At 59.9% G+C, this 18,972-nt stretch carries 16 protein-coding genes and 1 tRNA gene; 9 read left to right on the top strand and 8 right to left on the bottom strand.

Annotation, left to right across the window (positions count from 1 at the left end; translation table 11 throughout):
* Positions 1-170: 170 nt before the first annotated feature.
* From FJ320_06555 to FJ320_06525, 7 genes are all read left to right on the top strand, one after another.
* Positions 171-1,835, top strand: coding sequence for a methylmalonyl-CoA mutase (locus FJ320_06555; protein MBM3925636.1), 1,665 nt, complete (start codon positions 171-173; stop codon positions 1,833-1,835).
* A 194-nt stretch (positions 1,836-2,029) separates the two neighbouring features.
* On the top strand, positions 2,030-3,211 hold the full coding sequence (locus FJ320_06550; protein MBM3925635.1) for a fructose 1,6-bisphosphatase: 1,182 nt from the start codon (positions 2,030-2,032) through the stop codon (positions 3,209-3,211).
* Between the two features lie 65 nt (positions 3,212-3,276).
* Complete coding sequence (gene moaA / locus FJ320_06545) at positions 3,277-4,935, top strand: GTP 3',8-cyclase MoaA (GenBank protein MBM3925634.1); 1,659 nt, start codon at positions 3,277-3,279, stop codon at positions 4,933-4,935.
* 359 nt (positions 4,936-5,294) lie between these two features.
* Complete coding sequence (moaC, locus tag FJ320_06540) at positions 5,295-5,846, top strand: cyclic pyranopterin monophosphate synthase MoaC (protein MBM3925633.1); 552 nt, start codon at positions 5,295-5,297, stop codon at positions 5,844-5,846.
* Between the two features lie 95 nt (positions 5,847-5,941).
* A tRNA-Met gene (locus FJ320_06535) sits at positions 5,942-6,017 on the top strand.
* A complete protein-coding gene (locus FJ320_06530; protein MBM3925632.1) occupies positions 6,017-6,457 on the top strand; it encodes a hemin-degrading factor in 441 nt (146 codons plus the stop codon). Before FJ320_06535 ends, FJ320_06530 begins: the two co-directional genes overlap by 1 nt.
* 192 nt (positions 6,458-6,649) lie before the next feature.
* Positions 6,650-7,321 (top strand): CAP domain-containing protein, encoded by a 672-nt coding sequence (locus tag FJ320_06525; GenBank protein ID MBM3925631.1) that lies wholly within the window; start codon positions 6,650-6,652, stop codon positions 7,319-7,321.
* 59 nt (positions 7,322-7,380) lie between these two features.
* On the opposite strand, the gene FJ320_06520 is transcribed toward FJ320_06525, so the two are convergent.
* Positions 7,381-9,666 (bottom strand): aconitate hydratase, encoded by a 2,286-nt coding sequence (locus FJ320_06520; GenBank protein MBM3925630.1) that lies wholly within the window; start codon positions 9,664-9,666, stop codon positions 7,381-7,383.
* 431 nt (positions 9,667-10,097) lie between these two features.
* Between FJ320_06520 and sfsA the strand changes: the two genes are divergently transcribed.
* Both sfsA and FJ320_06510 read left to right on the top strand, forming a co-directional pair.
* Complete coding sequence (gene sfsA, locus FJ320_06515; protein ID MBM3925629.1) at positions 10,098-10,787, top strand: DNA/RNA nuclease SfsA; 690 nt, start codon at positions 10,098-10,100, stop codon at positions 10,785-10,787.
* 190 nt (positions 10,788-10,977) lie between these two features.
* Positions 10,978-11,655, top strand: a complete 678-nt coding sequence (locus FJ320_06510; protein MBM3925628.1) for an endonuclease — start codon at positions 10,978-10,980, stop codon at positions 11,653-11,655.
* Here FJ320_06510 and FJ320_06505 read toward each other — a convergent pair.
* The 7 genes from FJ320_06505 to FJ320_06475 all read right to left on the bottom strand — a co-directional run bounded on the left by FJ320_06505 (position 11,635) and on the right by FJ320_06475 (position 18,970).
* Complete coding sequence (locus FJ320_06505) at positions 11,635-12,114, bottom strand: hypothetical protein (protein ID MBM3925627.1); 480 nt, start codon at positions 12,112-12,114, stop codon at positions 11,635-11,637. The genes FJ320_06510 and FJ320_06505 overlap by 21 nt on opposite strands.
* A gap of 138 nt (positions 12,115-12,252) precedes the next feature.
* Positions 12,253-12,789, bottom strand: coding sequence for a thiol peroxidase (locus tag FJ320_06500; GenBank protein ID MBM3925626.1), 537 nt, complete (start codon positions 12,787-12,789; stop codon positions 12,253-12,255).
* Between the two features lie 15 nt (positions 12,790-12,804).
* On the bottom strand, positions 12,805-14,319 hold the full coding sequence (gene purH, locus FJ320_06495) for a bifunctional phosphoribosylaminoimidazolecarboxamide formyltransferase/IMP cyclohydrolase (GenBank protein MBM3925625.1): 1,515 nt from the start codon (positions 14,317-14,319) through the stop codon (positions 12,805-12,807).
* Positions 14,320-14,847: 528 nt separating this feature from the next.
* Positions 14,848-15,870 (bottom strand): phosphoribosylformylglycinamidine cyclo-ligase, encoded by a 1,023-nt coding sequence (locus FJ320_06490; GenBank protein ID MBM3925624.1) that lies wholly within the window; start codon positions 15,868-15,870, stop codon positions 14,848-14,850.
* A 74-nt stretch (positions 15,871-15,944) separates the two neighbouring features.
* Complete coding sequence (locus FJ320_06485; protein ID MBM3925623.1) at positions 15,945-17,336, bottom strand: amidophosphoribosyltransferase; 1,392 nt, start codon at positions 17,334-17,336, stop codon at positions 15,945-15,947.
* A 169-nt stretch (positions 17,337-17,505) separates the two neighbouring features.
* Positions 17,506-18,174, bottom strand: coding sequence for a protein jag (locus FJ320_06480; GenBank protein ID MBM3925622.1), 669 nt, complete (start codon positions 18,172-18,174; stop codon positions 17,506-17,508).
* Complete coding sequence (locus FJ320_06475) at positions 18,071-18,970, bottom strand: membrane protein insertase YidC (GenBank protein MBM3925621.1); 900 nt, start codon at positions 18,968-18,970, stop codon at positions 18,071-18,073. The genes FJ320_06480 and FJ320_06475 overlap by 104 nt, the downstream gene beginning before the upstream one ends.
* Between the last annotated feature and the right edge of the window lie 2 nt (positions 18,971-18,972).

Below are 18,972 nucleotides of genomic sequence, written 5' to 3'. Positions count from 1 at the left end.
CCCGCAGCGGAGTTGGCGCTCCCAATCGCCACCTACAATCCAGCAAGATGTGACACTATTAAATTGACGCACCGCACAGCCATTGTTAAACTCGAACTCAGTCGAGCACCTATATCTCCATCAATCCCGAGACCCCCATGCGAATCGGGGAGGCACAGGAGATTTAGCCCTTGTATTCTTCTGACGAGCTAAAGCGTCTGGCCCGGCAGGAAGCCCAGTGGCAAGAGCGCAATGCCTCCTCGTCTGAACGCAAACCCTCCTTCAAGACCCTGGCTGGCATCCCCTTAGACCGCGCCTACACTCCCGTCCACCTCAAAGACCTGGACTATCTAAAGGACATAGGCTTCCCCGGCGAGTTTCCCTACACTCGCGGCGTCCATGCTACCGGCTATCGAGGGCGACTCTGGACTATGCGCATGTTCGCCGGCTTCGGCACCGCCGAGGAGACCAACGCTCGATTCAAGTACCTTCTCGAAGGCGGCCAGACCGGCCTCAGCGTCGCCTTTGACATGCCTACCCTCTACGGCTACGACACCGACGACCCCAAGGCAGCCGGCGAGTTCGGAAGGTGCGGCGTCGCCATCTCCTCCCTGGCCGATATGGAGGTGCTTTTCGACGGCATTCCCCTCAACCAGATCACCACATCGATGACCATCAACGGCCCCGCCGCCGTCATTTGGGCCATGTACATCGCCGCCGCCGAAAAGCGCGGCATCCCTATGGAGCAGCTAGGCGGCACCATCCAGAACGATATCCTCAAAGAGTACGCCGCCCAGAATGAGTACCTCTTCCCGCCTAAGCCCTCCATGCGGCTGGTGGTGGACACCATCGAATTTGCCAGCCGCCACATGCCAAAATGGAACCCCATCAGCATCAGCGGCTACCACATCCGCGAGGCCGGCTCCACCGCCGTCCAGGAGCTGGCCTTTACCCTGGCCGACGGTTTCGAGTATGTGGACTGGTGCCTGGAGCGCGGCCTCGCCATCGATGACTTTGCGCCACGCCTCAGCTTCTTCTTCAACGTCCACAACGACTTCTTCGAGGAGATCGCCAAGTTCCGCGCAGCCCGAAAAATATGGGCGCAGGAATTGCGTGATAAATATAAGGCCAAGAACGAGCGCTCCTGGTGGATGCGCTTCCATGCGCAGACGGCAGGCTGTACCCTCACAGCCCAGCAGCCCGAGAACAATGTGGTGCGGGTATCCCTCCAGGCCTTGGCCGCCGTCCTTGGCGGATGCCAGTCCCTCCACACCAACTCCATGGACGAGGCCTGGGCGCTGCCTTCCGAAAAAGCCGTCCTTCTAGCCCTACGCACCCAGCAAATCATCGCCGAAGAGACCGGCGTCGCCGGCATCGTCGACCCCCTGGGCGGCAGCTACCACCTGGAAACCCTGACACGGCAAGTTGAGCAGGTCGCCTACGATTATTTCAAGCGCATCGAGGACATCGGCGGCGTTATCCCCGCTCTGGAGTCGGGCTTCATCCAACATGAAATCGCTACCGCGGCCTACGGCTACCAGCGTGAGTACGACCGCGGCGAACTGATAACCGTGGGCGCCAATGCCTACGTCACCGAGGATGGTATCGAAATCCCGCTGCTGCGCGTGGACATGGAAGGCCAGCAACACCAGGTCCAGCGCCTCAACGATCTGCGCCGCCGCCGCGATAAGCGAGACGTGACTCAGAGGCTGAAATACCTTGAACAAGCGGCTCGCGGAGGCAAAAATCTTATGCCTCCTATCCTGGAAGCTGTGAAATCTTACGCCACTCTTGGTGAAATTACAGGCGTTTTCAGGAACGTGTTTGGAGAATACGTGTCCCAATGGGGCATATAAGACGATTAATCATAGTATATTTGGACTAGTATAAAGGATTTCGTAACCAAGCTCTTGCTTTTTAACATTTACCACAAAAATGTACTACTATAAACGTTGACAGTGATATCAGTCCTTTGGTACAGTGACCGTGCCTAGCCTAGGAACCATCCTGGAGCAATGCGCCTAATCCAAAGAACCGAAGGAGGACCTAGTTGAAGCTCACTCTATCCATTCTCAAAGCGGACGTTGGCTCCATCGGCGGCCACACCAGGCCCTCGGCCAAGATGATCGAGTCGGTAAAGGAAGAAGTCCGCGCCGTTATCCAGAAGGGTCTGCTCATAGACGCCTTTGTATCTCATACCGGCGACGATATCGCCATCCTTATGTCCCATACTCGGGGCGTGGACAACACTGATATTCACCAGTTTGCCTGGAACTCCTTCATCAAGGCCACCGCCATCGCATCCAAACACGGCCTTTATGGCGCGGGACAGGACCTCCTGGTCGACGCCCCCTCCGGCAACGTCCGGGGCGCCGGCCCCGCCGTCGCGGAGCTGGAGTTCAACCACGATCCAGTCAAGACCAACAAAGTGCGTCCCGCCGAGTCCTTTATGATGCTGGCCGCCGACAAGTGCGGCCCCGGCGCCTACAACCTCCCCATGTTCCTCGGCTTCGCCGACCCTATGTACTGCGCCGGCCTCATGCTCCCCAAGCTCATCAAAGGCTTCACCTTCCGCATCGTCGACATGAATAACACCGACGGCGACAGTATGTTCGATCTCAACACCCCCGAGGACTATTACCGCCTCACCGCCCTCCTCCGCGACAACGAACGCTTCGGCATCGAAGCCATCATCTCCCGTACCTATAACGAGCAGTCCGCCTCCATCTCCACCCAGCGTTTGCACAACATCGCCGGCAGCTACACCGGCAAGGACGACCCTGTGGCCATCGTGCGTAACCAGGGCGTATTCCCCGCTCCCGAGGAGCTGCTGTCGGCCTACGCCAAAGCCCACTTTGTCGGCGGCGACGCCCGGGGCTCCCACGTCATGCCTTTAATGCCCGTTGCTATCAACACGCCGGTGACGGGCCTCTATTGCCTGCCATTGGTCTCCTGCGTCGGCTTCTCCGTCGACGCCGCGGGCCGCTTCTCCGAGTCTTATGTGGACTTCTTCGACAACCCCGCCTGGGACGAAGTGCGAATAAGGGCGCAGCAAAAGGCCTTCGCCATGCGCGACCAGGGCTGGTCCGGCGCCGCCATGCTCCCCTACCAGGAATTGGAGTACAGCGGCTTCCGCGACACCGTGGAAGGCCTGGTCAGCCGCTTCGCCTTCCGGAATGGCAACGGCAAGTCTCCCGCGGGCGGCGCTCGCTCAGAAGCCCGCGCTTCCTAGGCGTCATTCAACAAGCCTTAAAGACCCTCCAGTCTCGGAGGGCCTTTCCTTTTGCGCTACAATATATGCCTATGGAAAAGCTGCTGGTCGCCACTCGTAACAAAGGCAAGATGCGGGAGTTCCACCAACTCCTGACCGGCTTGCCCTATAAGCTCGTCTCTCTGGACGACGTAGGTATCACTGACACCGTCGAAGAGACTGGCGATACCTTTCAGAAGAATGCCATCCTCAAGGCCAGCGCCTACTCCGCCCTTAGCGGTCTCCTCACCCTCGCCGATGACTCGGGCATCGAAGTCGACGCCCTCGGCGGACGCCCCGGCGTCTATTCGGCGCGATATGGGGGGCTGGAGGCTTCCGATGAGGACAGAGTCAATCTTCTACTTCAGGAGCTAAAGGACGTGCCTTGGGAGCTGCGCACTGCCCGCTTCCGATGCGTCATCGCGCTAGCCTGGCCCGATGGCCGGGTTAAGACTGTGGAAGGCATAGTAAGCGGTATAATACACTTCAGGCCCTCGGGCGCTAACGGCTTCGGCTACGACCCAGTCTTTTACCTACCCGAGAAAGGCCACACCACGGCAGAACTCCCCACCGATATCAAAAATCAGCTTAGCCATCGAGGCCAGGCCGCCAGGAAGGCGGCGGCTTTACTGGTTGAGTCGCACAAAGCACTGAAAGCCAGCACATTATCGCGAATGCTTACCTCACCCTCGACAACAACCCTCTACGACAAGTTCCGGCGTCCCTTGCGGGACCTGCGAGTCTCCGTCACGGACCGCTGCAACTTCCGATGTCCCTACTGCATGCCCGCCGAGGTCTATGGCGAGCGGTACCAGTTCCTGCCCAAGTCTGAAATCCTGACCTTCGAGGAGATTACCCGCCTGGTCAGGGTCTTCGTCGGGTTGGGCGTTACCAAGGTGCGGCTCACCGGCGGCGAACCCCTGGTGCGCCAGGGCGTCGATAAGCTGGTAGGTATGCTCTCCCGCCTCGACGGCGTCAACGACCTGACGTTGACCACCAATGGCTACCTGCTGACCCAGCAGGCCCAGGCCTTGAAGGACGCCGGCCTCCGCCGAATTACCGTTAGCCTGGACAGCCTCGACCTTGAGGTCTTCAAGCGTATGAATGGGCGAGGCTACGGCCACGAGCGCGTCCTGGAAGGTATCCGCAAAGCTGAAGAGGTCGGGTTGTGGCCTATCAAGGTCAACGCTGTGGTGCAGCGCGGCGTCAACGACCATACCATTGTTGACCTCGCGCGTCACTTCAAAGGCACCGGCCATATCGTCCGATATATCGAGTATATGGACGTCGGCAACATCAACCACTGGAAGAGCGCCGAGGTGGTGCCCGCCGCCGAGATAGTCGAGCGCATCAACGCCGTCTTTCCCATCGAGCCTGCCGACAGGAGCTATCGAGGCGAGGTGGCGGAGCGATGGCGCTATAAGGACGGCAGCGGCGAAATCGGGGTCATCGCCTCGGTGACGAAGCCCTTCTGCGGGGGCTGCACCCGCGCCCGCCTCTCCACCGACGGCAAGCTCTTCACCTGCCTTTTCGCCGGCGTCGGCAAGGACCTGCGAGACCCTATGCGAAACGGCGCATCGGATGAGGAGTTGCGGGACATCATCACAGGCACGTGGCAGAAGCGCGTGGACAAGTACTCCGAAGAGCGATTCGCTTCCGCAACCCGCCCCCGCCGCAAAATCGAGATGTACCAGATAGGCGGATGATTAACGTTTTCACCGACGGGTCATGCCAGGGGAACCCGGGGAAGGGCGGCTGGGCCGCCGTCATCGTCGCAGACGGCCACAAGCGCTACATTTATGGCGCTGACGACCGCACCACTAACAACCGTATGGAGCTTCTGGCCGCCATACGCGCCCTTGAGGAATCGCCAGAAGACGGTGAGGTCGCCATCCACAGCGACAGCGAGTACCTGGTCAAGACCATGACCCTGAACTGGCGTCGCCAGGCCAACCAGGACCTCTGGGGACGATTGGACGACCTCGTGAAAAGCCGCAGGGTAAAGTGGCAGTGGCTTCGAGGTCATAATGGCCACCCCGAGAACGAGGAGGCTAACTCTGTTGCCATGTGGCAGGCCGGCATTTCAGACAAGCCTAAGTTTCTGGAAGTCGCCCCTGAAGAGGCAGCGCCGCCCGCCAAACCCGCAACCCTCACCCACGTCGATGCTCATGGCCGCGCTCAGATGGTGGACGTGGGCGCTAAGGCGGCTACCCGACGCGAGGCTGTCGCTAAGGGCTTCGTCGCTATGAAGGCCGAGACCCTAGCCGCCATCACTAGCGGCAAGATAGAGAAGGGAGACGTTTTCACTACGGCGCGCCTGGCTGGGATCATGGCCGCCAAGCAGACGCCTAACCTCATCCCACTCTGCCACCCGTTGCCCATTGAACAGGTGACGGTGGAGTTGGAGCCGGACGTGCAGCGCAGCGGCGTGTCCATCACTGCTACGGTGCGCCTGGAGGCCAAGACAGGCGTCGAGATGGAGGCCCTGACGGCGGTGTCAGTGGCGGCGCTGACTATATACGATATGTGCAAGGCGATGGACAAAGGCATGCGCATTGAGGCCGTCCGCCTGGTTAAAAAGACCGGCGGCAAGAGCGGCGACTGGTTCGGCGAGTAGCAAATTGTGACACGCTCAAATTGACACTAGCTGGTAGCTAAATTATATTTAAACGTGGGCTTACACCTGGCGGCTGGCCGGTGGGCCTGCTAGGTGGCAACGTAGCTCAGCGGTTAGAGCGGGCGCTTCATAAGCGCTAGGTCGGCGGTTCGAGTCCACCCGTTGCCACCATTTTCTTTTCTTGGAGGGTGTCTTTGCAGTCCTTCCAGGAGCTTCTAAAAGACCTGGCCCGCATACCTCGGATGCTTTTTGTAGTGGGCGGCGGCGCCTGTGTCAGCGAAATGTACGCTGACGGCAAGACCGCCCCCAAGTTCAACGGCCACTGGGCCATGATGGAAGCCGAAAGCTGGCATTTCCACCTCGACTTGTCTCTGGTAAAGAGCGCCCAGTTTGTCGAGGCCGAGGACCACGGCGCGCCGGTCCTTTATTACGTGCGCCTCGCTGATGACAAGGATGAGACTATCCTGCGATGCTACTTCCCTAATCCCTACCTGGATGAAGATGACAAGCGCGTGGCCTTTCAGGCGGAAAAGCTAAAGGTATTTGAAGATATTCGTAGTGAGCACGAAGGTAAGGGACCAATAACCTACGTGAAAAGGTTGAAAGGTTAAGGGCTAAGACTTATCCTTTCGGGTCATGGCACCCGCAAGAACAAATTGGTTCTCCAACCACCCGCCCGCCTGTACCTGCTCCACGTGCACAAAGGGACGTCTCAGGCACTATACAGAGCGACATGAGGCTGCTGCACGTAATGCTGATAGGGAAGAGCATCAATATGGCTCTCCTAAATCTGCCAAAGATGGATGTCTGGTCGGCTTACGAATCGAATCAAAAACCTAGGCAGAAAGCAACGGCAGTTACTTCCTCTGATTGGTCTGACTGGCATCGTAATAGTTATCGCCGTTACAGTGTCTATGTTGGCTGGATCACGAGATGACAAGTCGATCGGTGCAGAGGTGTTAGAAGCGACACCCGCATGGAGAGATGACATTACCCTGCTCGAGAAATCCATAAATTTTCATGTGAACATGTACCGCCAGGGCTTTGGGTTGTATGATCTTGAATACAGGGACGAAATTTCTGACATTTCAAGAGGGCATTCCTATTATCAAAGTGTAATCGGGAATATAGACCATAAAGGGAGAAATGAGACTAGTGTTGATGACAGATTTAGGAATACCTCATATCTATGTGGTGAAAACGTCTTAATGAGGCCTAGAGCTAGGTCAGAGTCAAGGTTGTATGGTCTGTTCACCACAAGCCGGGTTGGCGACATCTTGAATATGAGTACGGACGCTCTTGCGGCGGAACTAGTCTCGTTGTGGATAGAGAGCACGGGCCATGAAGAGAATATGCGAGGTCAGCATTACCGATTCGGTGGAGTGGGAATTCATTATGACGAGGATGGTGAGCAGCTTTATGTCACTCACAACCTGTGCCTAATGAAGATAGGTCGCTCAAGCATCAGACCGTGAAAGAGAATCTGTGCTAGAAGTATGACAAACTGGTACAGCTTCATTCGCTGCTGACGCCCTTATCCCCTACCCGTCGCCTCCATTATCTTCATGAGGTTTAGTGCCGAGCCGGCGCGGAACCATTCGATTTGGGAGGCGTTGAAGGAATGGCTCAGTTTTATCGTCTCCTTGGACCCGTCAGCGCGGCGTATGACGCATGTGACGGCCTTGCCGGGGGCTAGGTCTTTGAGGCTGGTGATGCTGACTCGGTCCGTTTCCTTGATCTTGTCGTAGTCCGCGGGGTCGGAGAAGGTGAGGGCCAGGATGCCCTGCTTCTTCAGGTTGGTCTCGTGGATGCGGGCGAAGCTGCGGACGATGACGGCTACACAACCCAGGTATCGAGGGGAGAGGGCGGCGTGCTCGCGGCTGGAGCCTTCGCCGTAGTTGAAGTCGCCGATGACTAGCCATTTCAGGCCCTTGGACTTCCAGTCGCGGGCCACCTTGGCAGGTTCTAGGCCCTTATCGCCGGTGAGGACGTTGTTAGCCTTGCCAGCCTCGCCTGTGAAGGCGTTGGTGGCGCCGAGAAACATGTTGTCGCTGAGGTTGTCGAGGTGGCCGCGGAATCGAAGCCAGGGACCGGCGGGCGATATATGGTCGGTGGTGCACTTGCCCTTGGCCTTGAGCAGCACGGGCAGGTCTTTGAAGTCCTCGCCGCTCCAGGCGTCGAAGGGGCTAAGGGCTTGCAGGCGGTGGCTGTTGGGCTTGATCTTGATTTCGATCTGGCTGCCGTCGGCGGGCGGCGCCACGTATACGTCGATGCCTCTGGCGAAGCCCTTGGCGGGCACCTCGGGCGCGGGCTTGGGAGGGCTGAGCTTGAAGGACTTGCCGTTGAGCTTGATAGGGTCCGTGAGGGGGTTGAAGGAGAGTCGGCCTCCCAGGGCCAGGGCAATGACCATCTCAGGACTGGCGATGAAGTTGGCGGTCTCGGGCCGGCCGTCATTGCGGCGGGGGAAGTTGCGGTTGTAGGAGGTAACGATGGTGTTGGTCTCGCCGGGCTTCATGTCGGAGCGGCGCCACTGGCCGATGCAGGGGCCGCAGGCGTTGGCCAGGACGGTAGCGCCTATGGACTCCAGAAGCTCCACCTGGCCGTCGCGTTCGATGGTGGCGCGGATCTGCTCCGAGCCTGGAGTCACCAGAAGGGGCGTGTGGGCCTTGGCGCCGTGGGCGTGGGCCTGGGCAGCCACGTCGGCGGCGCGGCTCATGTCCTCGTAAGACGAATTGGTGCAGCTTCCGATAAGGCTGGAAGAGATGTGGTCAACGTAGCCCTTCTCTCGAACGTCCTGGGCCAGCTTGGATATAGGCCGTGCCAGGTCCGGTGTGTGGGGGCCGACCACGTGCGGCTCCAGCCTGGACAGGTCTATCTCCACGATGCGGTGGAAGTAGTCCTGTGGGTTCTTTTCGACCTCTGGGTCAGCTTCCAGGAGGCGTTTGTAGTGCTGGGCCAGGGGCACCAAGCCGTCGCGGCCTGTGGCCGCCAGGTAGATTCCCATGCGGTCGTCATAAGGGAAGATGGAGCCGGTGGCGCCCAACTCAGCACCCATGTTGCAGATGGTGGCTTTGCCGGTGCAGCTTATGGTTCGGGCGCCCGGGCCGCAGTATTCGATGACGGCGTTGGTGCCGCCATCGACGGTAAGAGCGCCGGCGAGGAAGAGGATAACGTCCTTGGGGGCGGTCCAGCCACTCATCTTGCCGGTGAGGTAGACTCCGATGCGTTTGGGGTACTTAAGCTCCCAGGGCAGGCCCGCCATGACGTCGGCGGCGTCCGCGCCGCCCACGCCGATGGCTAACATGCCGAGGCCGCTGGCGTTGGGGGTGTGGGAGTCGGTGCCGATGAGGAGGCCGCCGGGGAAGGAGTAGTTCTCCAGCACCACCTGATGAATAATGCCGGCGCCTGGCTTCCAGAAGCCCATGCCGTACTTAGCCGAGGAGGACTGAAGGAACTGATAGACCTCGCTGTTCTCGACGATGGCGTCATGGGTGTCCGACTTGCTTCCGACGCGGGCCTGGATAAGGTGGTCGCAGTGGACAGTGGTAGGCACGGCGACGCTCTTTCGGCCCGACTGCATGAACTGTAGTATCGCCATCTGGCCGGTGACATCCTGGTGGGCGACTCGGTCAGGCCGGAGGAGGATGTAGCTTTCGCCGGCGACCAGCTCGGCGCTGGCGGGGTCGTCGAGGTGGGAGAGGAGGACCTTGTCGGCCAGAGTCATAGGTTTGCCGACGCGCTGGCGGACGACCTTGAGGTTGTCGTCCATCTTTTTGTAGACACTTTGCACAAATTCGGGCGTGGACTCAATGGTGGGCATGGCTGGGATGCGCTCCTGGTTAAAGGCTTCTGGATTGTGTATTACGGCATCATGATAGCATCACGAGCAGACGGTGAAAACCGTAATTATCGCCGGTCGAGGGTGCAGCCACATCTACTATTTTAGACCATAGCCAGATGCAGGTCTAAACAGAGGGCGATGGGGATTTGTTTCTGGCGAGTCGTTTTGCGATTTTTTCCCAAAACGACTCGAATATTTAGGCATGAGCCAGGCGTGGAGTCGTTTTAGTCGATTGATTCGTTTTCTGAGGAACGAGGAAAGGAAAGAAAGGCGAGGTGACCTCGCCCCTACATCGTAGGGGTAGGTAGGCATGGGGTAGCGGATGGTGGACATGGGTAGGGGATAAGGTGATAGAGGCAGGTTACGCCTACCCCTACATTCGGGGAGCCGTATGGTAACATGCCTCTACTATGCAGTTACCTTCTGACCTGGTGCTGGCCCGATTTGTGAAGCGGTTGAACCGCTTTGCGGCGGTGGTAGAGGTGGATGGACGTGAGGTGATGGCGCACGTGGCGAACTCGGGGAGGATGCGGGAGCTTTTGGCGCCGGGCTGCGTGATGTATTTGAAGGCGGCGAGTGGCAACCATCGCAAAACGTGGTACGACCTGGCGCTGGTGGAGATAGAAAAGCATCTGTGCTCGGCGGACGCGCGGCTGCCGCCGTACCTGGTGGCGGAGGCCATCGCCAGGGGCAAGCTGCCGCAGTTCAGAAATTACACTACGCTGCGCCGCGAGGTAGTGTTGGGCCGGAGCAGGGTGGACATGGCGCTGCAAGGGCCGGAAGGGTTGTGCTACATCGAGACCAAGTCTGTGACGCTGGTGGAGGGTGGGGTGGGGCTGTTCCCGGACGCGCCGACGGAGCGCGGGCGCAGGCACGTGCTGGAGCTGGCGGAGGCCGTGGAGTCTGGCCATCGAGGGGCGGTGGTGTTTGTGGTGCAACGTCGGGACGCGGTGGCGTTTTCGCCGCACTACACAGCGGACCCGGCCTTTGGTGAGGCGCTGCGGGAGGCGATAGGTCGAGGGGTGGAGGTGTATGCGTACAATTGCAGGGTGAGCAGGAGCGCGATTAGCCTGAACGCTGAGATCAGCGTGAGGCTGTGAGTTTGAGTGTCGCCGATGAAAAAGAACCTAGAATATGCGAGACTGCGTCAGCATTTTACAAAGCTGACACCGCTCAAAACAGATTCCCTTCGACCAGGCTCAGGACAGGCTTCGACTGCGTCCGAGTACGGACTTCCCCATTCGACTACGCTCAGGGCTAAAGGCTCACCAGAATGACAAACTCCTATCCATGAAAACAAGCCTTGTTGATGTATATGAACGCCTTTATTCAGCCTATGGGCCGCAGCATTGGTGGCCTGGCGAATCGGCGTTTGAAGTGGTCATTGGTGCGATACTGACACAGTCGGCGGCGTGGGTGAACGTGGAGAAGGCGCTGGCGAACCTGAAGTCGGCGGGGGTGATGTCGGCGGAGGGGTTGCGGGACGTGCCAGAGGCGCGGCTGGCGGAACTTTTGAGGCCGTCGGGCTATTTCAACATGAAGGCGAGGAAGGTGAAGGCGTTTATCGATCATCTATGGAGCCGCTACGACGGAGACCTGGAGGGGCTGCTGTCGCAGGAGGCGGAGTCGCTGCGGGAGGAGCTGCTGGGGATATGGGGAATTGGGGAGGAGACGGCGGACGATATTGTGCTGTACGCCGCCAGCAAACCGGTGTTTGTCATCGACGCCTACACGCGACGCGTTTTCGAGAGGCTGGGATTGGGCGGCGGGGTGAGGAGCTACGGCGAGTGGCAGGCGCTGTTCCATTCGTCGCTGCCTAGGAATGCGGCGCTGTTTAACGAGTACCACGCGCTGGTGGTGAAGCATGGGAAGGACGTGTGCCGGAAGGCGCCGAGGTGCGAAGGGTGCTGTTTGAGGGAGGTTTGTAAAGCGGGGAAGGCTGGGAAACTAGGGACGGGAATAGACTAGCCCAAAGCGCCCCCAGTCTATTTGCGATTGCAGGCGCTGGTAACGCTCCAAAACGGCTGCCGCGTTCTGGGGCATGGGGCCGGAGGGGCTTCCTAGGCGAATGAGGACAGGAGCGTCGGAGTCAGGTGTGTTGCTGTATATGGACTTAATGTTTCCTGAAGCGTCAGCGATAACAAGCCTGCTGCCGGTAACCTTTACCGTGACCGAGACTTGCAGCGCCGGCCCGCCGGCAATCCCGCCCCGGCCCGCCGCCGTTTCCACGGCCTTGATGGAGTTCGCGCCGGCAGACTGCGAGGCGGCACGTATGGAGGGAGAGCCTGATTGCGCGGCGGCATCGGCGTCGGAGAAGGGATAATACCAGGCCTGCGCCGCGGCTATGGCCGCCACGACAAAGAAGGCTAATCGAAGGGACGCGCCGCGTTTTTGTTTTTCGAGCTGTGGAAACTGCCGAAGCGCCAATTGGCCACCATCCTATGTCGGCGCGAATCATAGGTGGCCAAGGTTAAAAATTTGTAAGAACAATCACCATTTTGTGTAAGAAAGTCTGTGGCAGGGAGGGCGCAGCCTGGCGACGTAACCGGCAAGTGAATCCCGACTCTAACCCAGGGCTTTTCGCGCCGCCTCGACAGCCTTTGAGTAGTCCGGTTCCTTCATCTGGTCGGCCACGTATTCGGCGTGGGCGATGTGACCGTCGGGGCCGATGACGAAGACGGCGCGCTGCAACAGCCGCCACTCTTTCAGCAGCACGCCGTATTTCTGGCCGAACTCCTCGCTGCGATGGGACGATAGGGAGCGGTGGCTGACCCGCTCGGCGCCGCACCATCGCGACTGGGCGAAGGGCAGGTCCATGCTGACGGTGTAGACCTTAATAGCGTCAGGCAGGCCTGAGCCAAGTTTTTCCCACCGCTTAGTCTCGACGTGGCATACGGGGGTGTCCAGAGAATTGATAACGTTTAGCAGCTTGACTCGACCAGGCAAGTCTTTGACGGCAATGCTGTGGACAAGCTGGTCGGCGGCGTCAAAGTAGTCCAGGGATGGGTTGGGGGCGCGGTCGCCGGGGCGGAGTTTGGGACCGACGACGGTGAGCTTTTCGCCGCCTTCAAAGGCTTCGTTGATACGGGTGGATGGCAAGATGTCGACTCCTTCTAACTAGTGCTTAAAGTGACGCCTGCCGGTGAAGACCATGGCGATGTTATGTCTATTAGCGGCGTCGATGGACTCGTTGTCACGGATGGAGCCACCAGGCTGGACGATGGCGGTGATGCCGCCCTGGGCGGCCTGCTCCACGTTGTCGGGGAAGGGGAAAAAAGCGTCGGAGGCAAGTCTACTGCCCTTGGCCTTGTCGCCGGCGGCACGCAGGGCGAGGTGGACGCTGGTGACTCGATTGGGCTGGCCCGCGCCCATGCCGACGAGAGCCTGGTCTTTAGCGAGGACGATGGCGTTGGACTTGACGTGCTTGCAAGCCGTCCAGGCGAAGGCGAGGTCGGCCATTTCCTGGCTGGTGGGCTTGCGGGAGGTGACGGCCTGCCACGTCGTGGGGTCGTCTATGGAAGCGTCGGGTGTCTGGACGAGGAGGGCGCCGGTGACGGGGCGGAGGTCGTAGGCGGAGCCGGCGACGGGGGATAGCTGGAGAATGCGCAGGTTTTTGCGCTTTTTGAGGGTTTCCAGGGCGTCGGCCTCGTAGCCGGGTGCGACGACAACTTCATAGAAGACGCCTTTCATGGCCTCGGCGGCGGCGGCGGTGACGGGGCGGTTGGAGCCGACGATGCCGCCGAAAGCTGAAGTGGTATCGCCCTCATAAGCTCGGCGGTAGGCCTCAGCCTGGTCGTCGTGGGCGGCAAGGCCGCAGGGGTTGGTGTGCTTGATGACGACGACGGCCTGCTCAGAGAAGTCGCTGACGACGCGCCAGGCGGCGTCGGCGTCCAGGATGTTGTTGAAGGACAGCTCTTTGCCGTGGAGGACCTGGGCGTCGGCGAAGCCGCCAGAGCCGTGGGCTGGGCGGTAGAGGGCGCTTTGCTGGTGGGGGTTCTCGCCGTATCGCAGGTCGCTGATTTTGGCGTAGGCGAGGGAGAGGTTGGAGGGGAGGCCATCGCCCTTGGCAGCGAGGTAGGAGGCGACGGCGGCATCGTACTGGGAGACGTGGGCGAAGGCTTTCTGGGCGAGGCGGTGTCGTTCGTCGAGAGATGTGCCGCCGTTTTTGAGGCGGTCGGATACCCACGAGTAGTCGGCGGGGTCAACGATAACGGTAACATGGGGGAAGTTTTTAGCGGCGGCGCGGACCATGGCGGGGCCGCCGATGTCGATATTTTCGAGGGCGTCCTCCAGGGTAACGCTGGGCTTGCTGACGGTCCGGACGAAGGGGTAGAGGTTGGAGACAAGGACGTCGATGGGCTCGATGCCTTGCTGAGCTAGCTGGGCGGTGTGCTGGGGGAGGTCGCGGCGGGCGAGGATGCCGCCGTGGATTTTGGGATGGAGGGTTTTGACCCGGCCGTCGAGGATTTCGGGGAAGCCGGTGAGGTCTGAGACTTGCTGGACGGGGAGGCCGGCCTGGGCGAGGGCGGCGTAGGTGCCGCCGGTGCTGATGAGGGAGGAACCGGCGGCGTGGAGGGCGCGGGCGAAGTCGGCGAGGCCGGTCTTGTCGTAGACGCTGAGGAGGGCTTTCACTTGAGTTATTCCTTACCTAGACCTTCCCCCACATAGCGGGGAAAGGGATAATTCGCAGCGTGGTAGGTAGTAGTGATAAAGCATCGTGCCTCTAGGGTTTACCCGGCTTTGCACGGAAATGGGGGTGTTGGTCTCATTCGGTGCCACCATCCCCTTTTTCCCCTTCCCGAAGAGGAAGGGGAAAGAAAAATGATACACCACAACCCCCTCTAACTCCCCCTTCGCCTTCCAGGCCGAAGGGGGAGAACCTGATGGGAGCAGGCCCAAAGGTCCCCGCCGAGATGTTACGCCTCATATCTGCTTCCGGATCAAGGGCACACCGAGTTTTCGTGCAAAGCTGGGTTTACCCCTCACCTTCCCGATTAGCATCGGGATGTCACGATTATATGGGAATTAAGGTGTTCCATAATCCTCTCCCACAAGGGGAGAGGAGATTGAAGAGAGGGCACTCGCCATAGATTGCTAATGTAGCGCTTCATAAGAGAAGAGATGAAGTTGAGAGCCAAATATGGAGAAAACATTTCGCGCTTAGGAGCGTCGGAGGATAACACGGTCAGGGCCATCCTGCTTGACCACATGGCCGATGACCACGGCTTCAGGGAGGGCTTTTTGGAGGGCGGAGACGCGCTGGGGGCTAGAGACCAGGACCATGCCTATCCCCATGTTGAAGACTTGATACATTTCGTCGGTGGAGATGCGGCCCTGGCTTTGGATCATTTTGAAGATAGGTTTGGGTTTCCAGGCGCTGGTATCGATGGCGGCGGCCAGGCCACGGGGCAGCACTCGCGGCACGTTGCCGATGAGGCCGCCGCCGGAGATATGGGCCATCCCTTTGACTTTAGAGTAATGGGGAGACAAGGACTGGTAGTAGCATCGGTGAGGGATAAGGAGTTCCTCGCCAAGAGTATGACCTAGCTCGTCGTGGCGGCGATGGAGGACGGCGGGGTTGGCGTCGATGCCGAAGACCTTGCGTACTAGCGAGTAGCCGTTGGTGTGGAGGCCGCTGGAGGGGAGGCCGAGGAGGACATCGCCTTCCGCGATGCGGGAGGTGTCGACCATGGCGCTCTCTTCGACGACGCCGACCATGGTGCCTGCCAGGTCGAAGTCGTCGCCGGTGTAGAGGCCGGGGGACTGGGCGGTCTCGCCGCCGATAAGCGCGCAGCCGATTTCGCGGCAGGCCCAGGCCATGCCCCGAAGCAGGGGTTCGACGACCTGGGCGTCGAGCTTGCCGAAGGATATGTAGTCGAGGAAGAAGAGGGGCGTGGCGCCGGCGGGGACCAGGTCGTTGACGTTAAGGTTGACCAGGTCTATGCCCAGGGACTCGTAGTGGCCTAGGCGCACCGCGATTTTGAGCTTGGTGCCGACGCCGTCAGTGGTGGAGACCAGGACAGGTTCCTTATAGCCCCTGAGCCGGTACATGCCGGAGAAGAAGCCGACGCCCTTGAGCACGTTGTCGTTATGGGTGATGGCGGCGAAGGCGCCGATGTTCTCTTTGATAGCGTCGGCGGCCTGGATGTCGACGCCGGCGGCTTTGTAGGCTTCAGCGGTCAAGGGGCCTCCGTGGACAAGGGAACGTGTGGAGGGATTGTAGCATCAGAGAGACGTGAGAGTAAGGGAGGGAAATCTTAGCCGGAGGTGTTGGAGCGTTCCAGGGCCAGCTTGTCCATCTCCAACTGCACGGGGATGGGGTACTTGCCGGTAAAGCAGGCGTTGCAGAAGCCTCCCTGCTTGCCCTCCACCACCTCCATTAGCCCATCAACGGAGAGGTAGCCCAGAGAATCGGCGCCTATCCACTGGCGGATTTCATCAATGTTCTTGTTGGCGGCGATAAGCTCGCGGCGGGTAGCCATGTCGACGCCGAAATGGCAGGACCAAGCGATAGGCGGGGAGCAGATACGCATGTGGACTTCCGTGGCGCCGGCGCGGCGCAGCATCTTCACCACCTTGGGCGTAGTGGTGCCTCGGACGATGCTGTCGTCCACCACTACGATTCGCTTGCCGGATATGACGCCAGGCAAGGGGTTAAGCTTTAGCTGGACACCGAGGTCTCGAAGGCGCTGGTCAGGCTCGATAAAGGTGCGGCCCACGTAGCGGTTCTTAACCAGGCCTTCGCTGTAGGGGACCCCCGACTCCTGGGCGTAGCCGACGGCGGCGGCGGTGGCCGAGTCGGGTATGCCTATGACCAGGTCGGCGCCTTGAGCGGGCTGCTCGCGTGCCAGCTGCGCGCCCAGGGCCTTGCGCCGCGAGTAGACCAGGCTGCCTTCTATGATGCTGTCGGGGCGGGCGAAATAGATAAGCTCGAAGACGCAGAGGGCGCGTTTGCCGTCTCGTCCTGACCAGATATAAGAATGCGGACCGTCTTTATCGATGACGACGGTCTCGCCAGGCTCAAGTTCGCGCTGGAACTCGGCGCCAATATGGTCCAGGGCGCAGGTCTCGGAGGCGATAACCCAGCCGTCCTTGCCGAACTTGCCGAGGCACAGGGGCCGGACGCCCAGGGGGTCCTTGATGCCGATGATGGCGTCTTTGATCTGGGCGACGACGGAGAAGGCACCGCGGGCGTTTCGCATACAGTAGGCGACGCGCTCGCCCCAGTCCTGGCCCGGGGCGTTGACCAGCATATAGGCCAGGGCCTCGGAATCGCTGCTGGACGCCATGGAACAGCCCCACTGGTCCTTGACCTGCTGCCGCACTTCTAGCGCGTTAATAATGTTGCCGTTGTGTCCCAGGGCTAGCTGGCCGTGGGCGCCGGAGACCAGGAAGGGCTGGGCATTGCTGATCCGGCTGGAGCCAGTGGTGGAGTAACGGGTATGGCCGATAGCCATGGGCCCGGAGAGATAGCCCAGGTCGCCCTCTCGAAAGGCCTGGGTTACCAGGCCCATGGAGGTGCGGACGCGCAGGGTCTGGCCGTCGGAGGAGGCGATACCGGCGCTCTCCTGCCCTCGATGCTGTAGGGCAAAGAGACCAAAAAAGACCGCGCGGGCTGCGTGGTCTTCAGGTGTGTAGACAGCTACCAACCCACATTCTTCTTTGGGATGGTCTAGGAGTGAGAGAGGCTGGGCCCCGACAGCCTTCTTAATCACAACCTCATTATATGTTTAAGATTCAGCCCAGGTCAAACATGGAAGACCTTTGAAGCCTTCCCGTCTTGCTCAAGGGCAAACTCTTACTGTCTGGAGGTGTCCTTTAGCCCCGGCCTGTGCGTTCCCCTCGCTTCGGCGAGATAGAGATGCGGCGCCCCATGCCGTAGCCGGTGCTCTCGGTGGTGACCCTAGGATGGTTGGCCAGGGCCATGTGGATTACGCGGCGCTCGGCGGGAGACATAGGTTCCAAGGTAACCGGCCTGCCGCTGGAGGAGACTTTTTCGGCCACGCGGCGGGCCATTTCCTTCAGGGCCTTTTCTCGACGGTTGCGGTACTGCTCCACGTCCAGGGTAACACGCACAGAGTCCGCGCGGTCCTGATTTACCAGCAGGTTCACCACATACTGAAGGGACCTAAGGGTTTCTCCATTGCGGCCTATGAGCAGACCAGAGTCGTCGCCTTCCAGGTCAATCTGGGGGCCGCCGGTCTGGGGGTCGTGGGCGCTGCGCAAGGTGGCGGTGGCGGACACGCCCATGCCGTCCAGGAGCTTGTTAAGGGCCCCCATAGCCCTGGCGCCGGCGTTTTCGCTGCCGCTGAGCTTGCGGACTTTAACCCTGGCTTGCTCGGAGCCTATGCCTAGAAATCCAGGCTTGCCCCGGCTTATAACCTCAACTTCGACCTCGTCGCGAGCGGCGTCTAGCTCGTGCATTGCGATTTCTATGGCTTCCTCGACGCTCTTGGCGGACACTTCCCGAGTCTGTGGCTTTTCCATCTTCAGACTTCTCCCCTTTCGGCTGGGACTCCACGACCGCTGGAGCTGCAACAGGCGCGGGCGCCTTGGCGAATAAAGGTCCCCAGCCAGTTATGAAATATTGAATACCTATACCCACCACGTTGGAAACTACCCAGTATAGAGATAGGCCGCTGGGGAAGGTAAGGGAGAGTACTCCGAGCATGATAGGGAACATCCAGAGCATCATAGAGTTGGTGGACTGCTGGCGGGGATCGGAGGAAGGCAGGGTGCTCATCTTCTGCTGTACCCACGTCGACGCGCCGACGAGCAGAGGCATAACGATGACGGAGGGGTCCGGCTCCACCAGGTCCATCCACAGGAACTGGCTGCTGAGGGGCACGGCGGTGTGGACCAGGGGAAGCCAGGAGTAGAGCTTTTCGGAGAGGCTGACGACACTGTCCGGATTGGTGGGCAGGGTCTTGATAAGGGCTTGATAGAGGCCTATCCATATGGGGAACTGAATAATCATAGGGCCAAGGCAGCCTATAGGGTTGACGCCAGCCTGCTTATATAGGCCTAGGGTCTCCTGGGAGAGCCTCTTGGGGTCGCCTTTATACTTGTCGCGGAGCTCGGAAAGCTTGGGCTGGATGGAGGTCATACGCCGCATCTGGTGTATCTGCTTCAGGGTCAGGGGAAGCAGGATGAGGCGGACGATAAGGGTGAAAAAAATGATGGACAGGCCCATGTTGCTGAAGAGGATGGAATAGAGGAAGACCAGGCCGTTGATCATGGGCCTGATGATCACTTCATTCCACAGGAATCCAATGGCGTCCATTA

The organism is SAR202 cluster bacterium (assembly GCA_016872285.1).
In the GTDB taxonomy this organism is placed as follows: Bacteria; Chloroflexota; Dehalococcoidia; order Lucifugimonadales.
The sequence above is the reverse complement of the archived record's forward strand: the minus strand, read 5'-3'. Positions and strand labels throughout refer to the sequence as shown.